The following is a 7,961-nucleotide window of genomic DNA, read 5'->3' as shown; positions in this document are numbered from 1 at the left end:
AAATAAATGTTTTTTGAAAATAATTGTAAATGACTACAAAACAAGACTATATATAAAAATGATAGCCGACAACTACTCCTTATTATTAGTGCGATAAATAAGTGGGAAATGAAACAAGTTTTAGTAATAGATCATTTGGATATTGTACACCATACTAGAAGACATTATCTTTGTGTCGCAAATAAAATATTATGATCAATATAAGCTTGCCTGATGGCAGTGTAAAACAAATGGAAATTGGGACAACTCCAATGGATGTCGCAAAAAGTATTAGTGAAGGACTGGCTAGAAATGTTATTTCTGCTAAGTTTAATAAAGAGACAGTTGAAACCTCTACCCCACTAACCACAGATGGATCTATTGTTTTATACACTTGGAATGATGATGAAGGAAAAGAAGCCTTTAGACACTCTTCTTCTCACGTGCTTGCACAAGCCTTATTAGAACTGTATCCTGGTGTAAAACTCACCATAGGACCTGCTATTGAAAATGGTTTTTATTATGATTTAGATACTGGAGATCACGTTATTTCTGATAAAGACTTTAAACATATAGAGGATAAAATGCTTGAAATTGCTCGTGGTAAGCATGATTTCAAAATGAGATCTGTTACTAAAGACGAGGCATTATCAAAATACAAAGCAGAAGGAAACGAATATAAAGTTGAACTTATTGAAAATCTAGAAGATGGAACGATCACTTTTTGTGATCACGATACTTTTACAGATTTATGCAGAGGAGGACACATTCCTAATACAGGCATCATTAAAGCTGTCAAAATCATGAGTGTTGCCGGCGCCTACTGGAGAGGAGACGAAAACAAGCCTCAGCTTACACGTGTATATGGCACTTCTTTCCCTAAACAAAAAGACCTTAAAGAATACTTAGAACTTCTTGAAGAAGCTAAAAAAAGAGATCATAGAAAATTAGGGAAAGAACTTGAGCTTTTTACATTTTCTAAAAAAGTAGGTCAGGGACTTCCATTATGGTTGCCTAAAGGTGCCGCTTTACGCGAAAGACTTGAAAACTTTTTAAAAGCTGCTCAGAAGAAAGCAGGATATGAAATGGTAGTTTCTCCACATATAGGACAGAAAGAACTCTATATCACTTCTGGTCATTTTGCTAAATACGGAGAAGATAGTTTTCAACCTATTAGCACTCCAGCAGAAGGAGAAGAATTTTTACTAAAACCTATGAACTGCCCACACCATTGTGAGATATACAATGCGCGCCCTTGGAGTTACAAAGAACTTCCTAAGCGTTACGCAGAGTTTGGGACCGTATATCGTTATGAACAATCTGGAGAACTTCACGGATTAACACGTGTAAGAGGATTTACTCAAGATGACGCTCATATTTTCTGCACACCAGATCAGATAGATTATGAATTTAAAAATGTAATTGACCTAGTTCTTTATGTTTTTGGTTCCTTAGGATTTGAAAACTTTACAGCACAGGTGTCTTTAAGAGACCCAGAAAAGCCTGAAAAATATATTGGAAGCGATGAAAATTGGGAAAAAGCAGAAAATGCCATCCTGAATGCTGCAAAAGAAAAAGGATTAAATTATACAGTTGAAACCGGTGAAGCTGCTTTTTATGGCCCTAAATTAGATTTTATGGTAAAGGATGCGCTTGGCAGAAGCTGGCAATTAGGAACTATTCAAGTAGATTATAACCTCCCTGAACGTTTTGAACTTACTTATAAAGGCAGTGACAATGAGCTACATAGACCTGTTATGATCCATCGTGCTCCTTTTGGAAGTATGGAACGTTTTATCGCAATATTATTAGAACACACAGGTGGTAATTTTCCGCTATGGTTGGTACCAGATCAAGCTATTATACTTACACTGAGTGAGAAATATGAGAAATACGCTAAAAAAGTTTTAAATTTGCTAGAAAATGACGAAATTCGCGCCCTTGTAGATTACAGAGGAGAGACTATGGGTAAAAAAATTAGGGATGCAGAAATGCAAAAAATCCCTTTTATGATTATCATAGGAGAACAGGAAGAAAATGATAGCACGATATCTGTAAGACGCCACGGTGGTGAAGATATGGGGAATATGACAGTGGACGCTTTCGCGAAAGCGGTACAAACCGAAATAAAAAGAACAATAAAAACATTTGAAGTTTAACTTAAATATAGTAAGCCATAGCAATACGTAGAAAAAGATCGAAAGGTCCCGCAAGGATTATCAAGGAAGATCAACACAAGATCAATCAAAAGATACGTGCCCGTGAGGTACGGCTTGTAGGAGACAATGTAGATGTAGGAGTGTATCCTATAGACAAAGCATTAAGTATAGCAGAAGAGCAAGAATTAGATCTTGTTGAAATATCTCCTAATGCCTCGCCTCCCGTTTGTAAGATCATTAACTACAAAAAGTTTGTATATGAGCAAAAGAAACGTGAGAAGGTCATGAAGGCGAAAGCCTCTAAAGTGATTATTAAAGAAATACGTTTTGGTCCCAATACAGATGACCATGATTACGAATTTAAAAAGAAACACGCAGAGAAGTTTTTAAAGGAAGGCGCAAAGCTTAAAGCTTACGTTTTCTTTAAAGGTCGTTCGATTATATATAAAGACAAAGGAGAAATTCTTTTATTGAAACTAGCTCAAGAGTTAGAAGATCTAGGAAAAGTAGAACAATTACCTCGTTTAGAAGGAAAGCGTATGACGATGTTTATCGCGCCTAAAAAGAAATAAAGTACACACCTAAATAGGGTGTTAAATAATAAACCCTTGAACTTTATACGTTCAAGGGTTTATTAACGATAAAATGCCTCGTGATAAGTGGCATAAAAGAAAAGAGAGTTAATTAATAAAACTAGGAACAGATGCCTAAAATGAAAACAAAATCCAGTGCTAAGAAGCGTTTTAAGCTTACAGGTACAGGTAAAATCAAAAGAAAGCACGCTTTTAAGAGTCATATCCTGACTAAAAAATCTAAAAAGCGTAAGCTTAAGTTGACTCATGATGGATTAGTTCATGATGCAGACAAAAACAATGTTAAGTTAATGCTTCGTTTGAAGTAATCATCTTAACCGGTTAACATTAAATTATAAACCCTGGAGTTAGGCCATTAAATTGAGCAAGTGTTGATAAGACCGCCTACTACAAAACAATTAAAATTATGCCAAGATCAGTAAACTCAGTAGCTTCTAGAGCCCGAAGAAAAAAGGTGATGAAGCAAGCAAAAGGTTATTTTGGACGTCGTAAAAACGTCTGGACCGTTGCAAAAAATGCGGTGGACAAAGCGATGCAGTATGCATACAGAGACCGTCGCCAGAAGAAAAGAAATTTCCGTTCTTTATGGATTACTCGTATTAATGCGGGTGCTCGTATGCACGGAATGTCTTATTCTCAGTTTATGGGAAAAGTAAAAGCAAATGATATCGAGCTTAACCGTAAGGTGCTTGCAGACCTTGCGATGAACCACCCAGAAGCTTTTGAAGCAATAGTAAACAAAGTAAAATAAGGCTCAAGCCGAATTTATAATAACAATTAACTCTTTTTAAAAGTCCTATTCAGATTGAATAGGACTTTTTTGTGCGCTTTATTTAATTTTTATCGATGTCTATTACCAATTAAAGAGTACTTCTTTATCAATATCAGGATGTAAACTATAATGAACAGGACAAGTCTTTGCGGTGTTTTCTAATATTTTTTGTGTTTTTGAATCTAGTGTATTAGGAAAATCAAACTCGACTTTAATTTTTGATATTCTTCTAGGATCTGCACTCATGGTTTTAGTTACTGTCGCTACGGCTCCTTTTATAGAAACATTCATTTGATTTGCTTTTATTCCCATAACAGTAAGCATACAGTTAGCAAGTCCTGTAGCAACGGTATCTGTCGGAGAAAATGCCTCCCCTTTTCCTTGGTTATCTGTAGGGGCATCAGTGATGTAACTATTCCCCGACTTGAGGTGTATATTTTCTGTTCTGAGGTCTCCTAAATAGGTTACTTTACTAGTCATATATCTTGTTTTATGTAAATATAACGCTTTCGCGAAAGCGTATACATCCTACCAAAAATAGAATTTATCAAACGAATTACCATAACTTCTATAGCTCAACATTGATAAAAATATAATTCTATAAAGTTATCTTAAAATATATTGCCTATTTTTAGAAGTTAACTTACTACACCATCGAATCAATTTCTCACTTATGAAATTAAAGTACATAGCATTTTTTCTGTTTTCTCTAGTATATATATTTCCATCTACAGCTCAGCTAGGATCAACGCACTACCTACCTCCACTGCATGCGCGTACAGGTTCAGATATTACAACCGCTACGGTATATCTATCTACTCCTTTTCCTACACCTATCAATGTAACCATATCTAGAGGTGATGGTACATTTCTGACAACACTTACGATTTCTCAAGGAAATCCTGCTTTGTATGATCCTGGAGTATTTATCAATTCACCAGTAATTGTACAAAACTCAGAGCTTAATACGCCTATCGTAGGAAAGGGACTCATATTGGAGTCAACTCAATTATTTTATGTCAGTTTGAGAACATACACATTTAATCATGCTGGCTATCTCACAGCCAAAGGAGAAGATGCACTAGGACAAAGTTTTAGATTAGGAAGTGCTCCACTGAATCCTAATAATGGTGCTCATAATTTTTTTGCTTCCGTCATGGCAACTGAAGATAATACTGTACTTACATTTTCTGATTACGATGCCGCGAATATGACATTTCAAAATGGACTCAACCCCAACCCTACGCTCAATGCGGGTGAAACTTTTGTCGTTTCTGGATATAGTGGAGACCCGGATAATAACGAAGGTTTTATTGGTGCTCTTTTGACGGCAGATAAACCTATTGTAGTTAATAGCGGTAACTTAAGAGGCACGATGCCAAATCCTGATGCAAATGCGGCAAACTGGTCAGATCACATGATAGACCAGATTGTAGATGAGAATGCGACAGGTTTTGAATATATGCTTATACGTGGAGGAGGAAACCCTGTTTCTGAGAGACCTCTTATCATTGCTAATCAAGATAATACAGAGCTATTTGTAAATGGTAATCCAATAGGAGTTACATTAAATACGGGCGAACACTTTATTCTCAATAATGACAATCTTTATTTACCAGCAGATCCCAATGCTGTACATAGAAATATGTACATCAGTACAAATGACGATACAAAAACTATTTATGTGTATCAATTTCTAGCAGGAAGATCAGGTGCAAATAATCAAAACATTACACCTCCTGATGTTCCTGACGCGACTCCTGGGATGAATTTTATCCCACCGCTAAGTTGTTTCTTTCAAAATAATGTAGATCTTATTCCTGCTGTAGATGAGATCTATCCAAGTAGTATTGAAGACTATGCTGGTAATTTATTAATTACATCAAGAGTCGGAAATATTGTAACTGTAAATGGAGCGGTAATTCCTGCTGCAGATGCATTAACAAATCCTGGAACACCAGATTGGGAAACCTATTTTTTAGCAAATCAAATGGGTAATGTGTCAATTATAGCTGACGGTCCCATAGCTGTAGGTCTTTTTGGAAGTGATAATAGAGATGCAAGTCTGGGGCTTGGCGGTTCTGCAGGATTTGGAGGATATTACTCTGGATTTGCTGTAACACCAGAAGATACAGCAACTGATGTTTGTACTGGTGCTGGTCCTATTAACTTATTAGATCGTTTTGATGGTAATCCTCCTACTGGAGGAACGTGGACACCCCCTCTTAATAGTGGTACAGATATTTTTGATCCACTTACAGACCCTATTTCTAATCCATCACTTATCTATAATTATATTGCTGTTGGAGATTGTGACCCTATAGATGTTAATATCACAATTACACTTGTAGAAAACCCTGTATTAGATCCAATTCCTAATATTGACGCTTGTGAGACATATACATTGCCAGATCCTAGTACAATCACTGGTAATTTCTTAAACAATCCTCAATACTACAATGGTCCTCAATCAAGTCCTACGACTAGCCTTATTGATTGGACAATTCCAATTACTACTACAACTACATTATTTGTGTTTGATGAAAATCAAGCAGATCCAGATAATTGTACCGCAGAGCTTAGTTTTATTGTTACTGTAAATGATACTGCTGTTGCAAATCCTGTTCCTGATCAAATCGTATGTGATGATCCTACCAATGATGGTCTCTATATCTTTGATCTCACACTTCTAGAAACAATTATATTAGGAACTCAAAGTCCTTTATCATATACAGTGACCTTTCATACAACCCCTGTGGATGCTACAAATGGTACTGCTCCAATAGGCGCTCCAAATATGTACTCGTCAACGACAGCTACTATTTTTGCTCGAATAGAAAATAATATGAGTGATGTTTGTTTTGATACGACACCTATTAATCTCATTATAAGTGTTCAACCAATTGCAAATCCAGTATCTGATCAAATTACCTGTGATGATGCTTCTAATGACGGACTTGAAGTTTTTGATTTGACAAATACAGAAACTATACTTTTAGGAGGACAAAATCCTTTAAATTTTACGATTACATATCATCCTGATCAAACTAGTGCAGAAAACAATATCGCAGCTATTGCTACACCTACAGCTTATAACACAACCAGTGGTACTATAGTTGTTCGTATTGAAAATAATGACAATACTAGTTGTTTTGATACCACGGAAATTGTTTTAATTGTAGATTTTCTTCCTGAAGCTATAGCTCTTTTGGATTATGGTATTTGCGACAACACAAATGATGGTAGCGATACTAATGGTTTTACAGAGTTTAATCTTGCTTCACAGAATGCCACTATATTAAATGGGCAAAGTACCGCTGATGTTACACTAACATATCACAGTAGTCTTGCTAATGCTCAATCTAATACGGCACCTTTACCTAATCTGTTTACAAACACAGACGTAAATAGTCAGCCTATTTTTGCAAGAGTAGAAAATAATGATAATACAGATTGTTTTTCTATTGCAGAATTTAATATTGTAGTCCATCCGCTTCCTATAATTATAAACCCAGCACCTTTATTAACACAGTGTGATGTGGATAATGATGGTTTTGCCATTTTTAACTTAACACAAGCTGAAATACTGATCTCTTCGGATTTTATAAACGAGACATTTCAATATTTTGACCAAACAGGAATGCTTATCGCAGATCCTATTGCGTATACAAATGCGATAGTCAATAACGAAACAATAGATGTTATTGTAAGTACAGTGAATGGCTGTTCACTTCCAGCTCAACTATTATTAGAAGTAGATACTTCTCAAATCCCGCCTGATTTCTTATTAGAGTATACAGCCTGTGATACGGACAGCGATGGTGTTTCTGTATTTGATTTTAGTGATGCAACCCCACAGGTTTTGGCTTTATTTCCACCGGGACAATTACTTACCGTAACGTATTATGAAACACTTCAGGAAGCACAAAGTGAAGTGAGTCCTATTCCAGATATTTCAAATTACACCAACAATATCGTATTGACAGATATGAATGGTATTCAAGGAATTTATGTGCGTGTAGATGGTGACACCGCCAATGATTGTGTAGGTCTAGGGATTCACGTACAACTTACCGTCCTTCCAAATCCTGTATTAAATAAGGATGTTTCTGATTTTGTAGAATGTAGCGACACTCCTAATTTTGGCATCTTTGATTTAACTTCAAAAGATATCGAGATCACAGGTGGAAATCCAGAGTATGCAGTGAGTTATTATGCCTCTATAGCTGATTATACCGCTACACCACCTATACCAATTCCAAATCCTACCTTATTTAATGGTGCGGAAGGACAAGAAATCTTTTACAGTGCTGTAAACACCATTACAGGTTGTGAGACCTTTGATGCTGTAAATTTATCTTTTCAATTATTTATCAATGAAAATCCTACCACCACTACTCCCACAGACTTATTAGTATGTGATGAAGACGGTACAGCTGATGAGTTAACCACGATGGA

6 protein-coding genes are annotated in these 7,961 nt (G+C 36.0%); 5 read left to right on the top strand and 1 reads right to left on the bottom strand.

Features of this window, described 5'->3' with window-relative positions; translation table 11 throughout:
• Positions 1–191: 191 nt before the first annotated feature.
• From thrS to rplT, 4 genes are all read left to right on the top strand, one after another.
• A complete protein-coding gene (thrS, locus tag Q0505_RS17110; RefSeq protein WP_299215503.1) occupies positions 192–2,138 on the top strand; it encodes a threonine--tRNA ligase in 1,947 nt (648 codons plus the stop codon).
• Between the two features lie 56 nt (positions 2,139–2,194).
• The gene (gene infC / locus Q0505_RS17105) at positions 2,195–2,710 is read left to right on the top strand and encodes a translation initiation factor IF-3 (RefSeq protein WP_299215505.1); all 516 of its coding nucleotides are present in this window, start codon (positions 2,195–2,197) and stop codon (positions 2,708–2,710) included.
• A 131-nt stretch (positions 2,711–2,841) separates the two neighbouring features.
• A complete protein-coding gene (rpmI, locus tag Q0505_RS17100) occupies positions 2,842–3,039 on the top strand; it encodes a 50S ribosomal protein L35 (RefSeq protein WP_299215501.1) in 198 nt (65 codons plus the stop codon).
• Positions 3,040–3,137: 98 nt separating this feature from the next.
• Positions 3,138–3,482: a 50S ribosomal protein L20 gene (gene rplT, locus Q0505_RS17095; protein WP_299215499.1), complete on the top strand. Its 345-nt coding sequence runs from the start codon at positions 3,138–3,140 to the stop codon at positions 3,480–3,482.
• 102 nt (positions 3,483–3,584) lie between these two features.
• Here rplT and Q0505_RS17090 read toward each other — a convergent pair whose 3' ends face one another.
• Positions 3,585–3,983: an OsmC family protein gene (locus tag Q0505_RS17090; protein ID WP_299215497.1), complete on the bottom strand. Its 399-nt coding sequence runs from the start codon at positions 3,981–3,983 to the stop codon at positions 3,585–3,587.
• Between the two features lie 193 nt (positions 3,984–4,176).
• Between Q0505_RS17090 and Q0505_RS17085 the strand changes: the two genes are divergently transcribed.
• On the top strand, positions 4,177–7,961 hold a 3,785-nt coding region (locus Q0505_RS17085; RefSeq protein WP_299215495.1), incomplete at its 3' end, for an IgGFc-binding protein.

The organism is uncultured Dokdonia sp. (assembly GCF_937910895.1).
Lineage (GTDB): Bacteria > Bacteroidota > Bacteroidia > Flavobacteriales > Flavobacteriaceae > Dokdonia.
Note: the sequence above shows the minus strand (reverse complement) of the source record. Positions and strands in the feature narration are given on the sequence as shown.